The 3,311-nt window shown below is 33.1% G+C and carries 4 protein-coding genes; 3 read left to right on the forward strand and 1 reads right to left on the reverse strand.

Annotation, left to right across the window (positions count from 1 at the left end; translation table 11 throughout):
* From HYY52_02170 to HYY52_02180, 3 genes are all read left to right on the forward strand, one after another.
* The coding region (locus HYY52_02170) for a hypothetical protein (protein MBI2995499.1) at positions 1–1,964 on the forward strand (1,964 nt) is incomplete at its 5' end.
* Positions 1,965–1,966: 2 nt separating this feature from the next.
* Positions 1,967–2,740: a hypothetical protein gene (locus HYY52_02175; protein MBI2995500.1), complete on the forward strand. Its 774-nt coding sequence runs from the start codon at positions 1,967–1,969 to the stop codon at positions 2,738–2,740.
* A complete protein-coding gene (locus tag HYY52_02180) occupies positions 2,737–2,925 on the forward strand; it encodes a hypothetical protein (GenBank protein ID MBI2995501.1) in 189 nt (62 codons plus the stop codon). The genes HYY52_02175 and HYY52_02180 overlap by 4 nt, the downstream gene beginning before the upstream one ends.
* Before the next feature lie 83 nt (positions 2,926–3,008).
* On the opposite strand, the gene HYY52_02185 is transcribed toward HYY52_02180, so the two are convergent.
* Positions 3,009–3,227, reverse strand: a complete 219-nt coding sequence (locus tag HYY52_02185) for a hypothetical protein (protein MBI2995502.1) — start codon at positions 3,225–3,227, stop codon at positions 3,009–3,011.
* Positions 3,228–3,311: the final 84 nt, after the last annotated feature.

The following is a 3,311-nucleotide window of genomic DNA, read 5'->3' on the forward strand; positions in this document are numbered from 1 at the left end:
CTGCAAATGAAAACGATAAAGTTGATCTAAGTTACACACTAAAGTCTGTCAAATCCGTAAGCGTCACAGCAAATGGTAAAAAACCAGACGGCACAATAGACAAACTTATCCAACTTCCACCAGAATTAAAAAACAAAACCGACTGGGCCAAAAGTGGAATAGTTACATTTACTGTACCTAAAGAATGGGGTGTTTATACAGAAGTGATATTTACTTTAGTTTCTGGTGATGAAAGTGATAGTTGTAGTTTGAAGATAGGGGAAAAACTAAAAGATAAATTTGAAATCGGTGATAGTGCAGATACAAAAGTAAAGTTTAAATATCTGGGTGAAGAAAGAATAATTTCTGTAAAAGAATTAAGAGAGTTTTTACAAAATAGCGGATATGGAGAATTAATTTCACAAGAAACCAAAGACACACCATATACAGAAAATTTAGATGGTGCATTTAAAACATTTGGTTCTGAGTTTGATTTAAAGATTGAAGAGGCAAGAAAATATTTACAAGAGAATTTTGATACAGACATTTCAATAAGTGAAGATGGAGAAATAATATTTCCAAGTCTTGAGACAAGTATAAAAGCAGGTCTAAAAGGCCAAGTCGGTTTATTTGATCCATTCAAACAACAGCTTGTTTATGCCGAGATATACAAAGATTTTACAACTGGTTTAAAAGATGGGGGAATTAATGAAGTTCAAACAGTAATAGGGTTACTAAAAGATCCTAAGATGCTTTCATTTCTATTTGCAGGAGGTGGGATATTACATATAGCAGAGAAGAAATTAACGAAGCAAGCTATAGAGTCACTTACGAAGAAGTTATTTATAGTAGGAGCAGTTGCAACATCAATTGATGTAACAACACAAACAATAGCATATGCAAATGCAGAGCCTAAAAGGAATGGATATCAGGTAGGGGGATTTGCAGCAGGGAAAGCATTCATTGCACTTGCAGGATTAGATCTCATAGTCAAATCACTTGGACAAATCGTTAAGTACGATACGTTTATATCACTAATAAAAACAGACAAATTACTAAACTTTCCAAAGTTAAAAGCATTACTTGAAAGTGATGAGATTTATGAACTAATAATTACAGAAAGACACGCAGATCAATTTAGAAGATTTGCAAAGATAATAAATACACTTGGGTTTAGCGAGAGACAGTTGCTTGAAGTTGCTGTTACAGAACTTTCTAAACTTGGGAAAGCCAAACAATTAATTCAATTAATAATTAATGATACAGATAAATTTAATAACACACTAATATTAGAATATGCGCTTAAGGATGAAGTATTTATGAAAGGTTTTGAACTTAAATCATCAAATGCACTAGAAGAACTTGGAAAAGATCTAGCTAGTTCTATTACCGGAGTTCTTGAAGAAAATGATACTTACAAAACCTTAAGTGACTGGTTCTCTGCAAACAGAGCAGATTACGGAGAGTTTGCAAAAACCGTTTCCAGGATTAATGAATCACGGGACGTATCTACTTTTGTTACTCCAAGGGTATTGAGAGATTATTATTTACCGGAAAGATATAAATCACTTTCAGATGAACAAATAATACAGAGAATTATAAATCCTCCCTCGGAAGCTGACAGAATTTCCAGAGATATTTTAATCGGCACGATCTCCTCAAGAAGCAACTGGGTTTTTATCACTAATGCTGAAGACGTAAAAGGACTTACAGCACTTGAGATAAATGGAGAAAAGGGATTAGGGCTAGATAAAGATTTGAAAGACATAGAACATGGCTTGGTAGAAATCATAGTTGATTCTCAGAAACTTCCAAGTGATGGATTTAGATTACCGATGGCTATTTTTGGAAATAAATATTTCAAACTTCCAAATCCAGATTGGCTGTCAGGAATTACAATAGGAGGTTTTAAGGAGTGGATGGTAAAGAAATTCTCTGCACTACCTTCTGATGGAATAATTGTAAAGATCGAAGCAAGGAAGTAAAAATGACAAGAAGAGCAAAACTATTAACACATGAAGACTCTTGGTGGATAAAGAATTATCCGGATGCACTAGACTATGTAAAAATGGTTTTGGACAGTGAGTCTGCACCAGCTAAGGACTTTGAAAGGACTCCAGGAAGGACACTTTTGACAGGTGAGTATAAAATTTTAAAGAGAAATAATGACGAATTCAATATGAAGAGAATTGCAGAAGCAGTTGTTAAACTCTTAGACGACCCCGACTATGCCTGCGATGCGATTCCCGTTGCAGCGGAGCTTGGAATTCCTGAAGCGAAGGAGTGGTTTTTAGAACTCAGTAAGAAGTCTGTTGAGGAAATCAGAAAGATAAAAACCAATGATTTTATAAATGCATACTTCTGTTTACTAAATTTTACCTGGAAAGTTAGAGGCTCCTTTTTAGATATAATCAAGAATAAAGTTCAAAATAACAGCCTGAACAAAGCAGAGTACTTTAGGGCCATTGACATAATTACTGAATTTGATCCCCTCTGGATTGAATCGGAATTAGCTGAACATATTATAAAGGCAATAGATGTCAGTGGAAGAGACAATGATGAGAGTTATGCATTAAGTGTAATTATTTGTAGATATTTAGAAAAAAGAGGTTATAACAAGATTGTTGAAGTTACAAAGTCTTTAAAAAATTCTAATCTTTTCATAAAGAAACTTTTAAAAAATTTCATCGACAAATATGTTTTAACTAAGCCAGAGTACAAAAAGTTTGGAGAGATAGCACTGGAAGAATTGTCAAAATGAGTCTTGGTGTAAAAACTTTCTCAGAAGACTTACAAAAATACCTTTTGCCAGCACAATATAAAGAACTTCAACTAGAACAAATAAAAGAATATCAACTTCTTTTTTATAAAGCACTTGCACAAAATCCTACACCAAGATTTAAACCCTACCTCGAAGAACTAAAAAAAATTCTGGGAATAAGTTAAAAAAATCACACTATCAACAGTAGAACTAAAAAAGTTAGAAAAATTTATCAAATTAAGAGAAAAATTTAAGCTAGATTTTTTTACTAGTTATAAACTTCATCTTTCAAACGTGTAATTGTGCCTTCATTAGACTTCTTTGCCTCTTCAGCTGCTTTTCTAAAATATTCTTGCTTCTCTTCTTCAGTAAGAGGTGGAGGAGGACTATTTTTTGCTTCGTCAATTGCTTTCTGGCATCTTTCAAGCATCCTAGCTACAATTGGATCTTTTACTGGTTTTCCAGTTATTGAATTAATAATACTCATGCCAACTATCTTAACCACAATACATACTTTTACTGTATTGCAATTAAAGACATTTAACATAGATTAATGCTTCTAAAAAACTTA

The organism is Candidatus Melainabacteria bacterium (genome assembly GCA_016193285.1).
Taxonomy (GTDB): domain Bacteria; phylum Cyanobacteriota; class Vampirovibrionia; order 2-02-FULL-35-15; family 2-02-FULL-35-15; genus JACPSL01.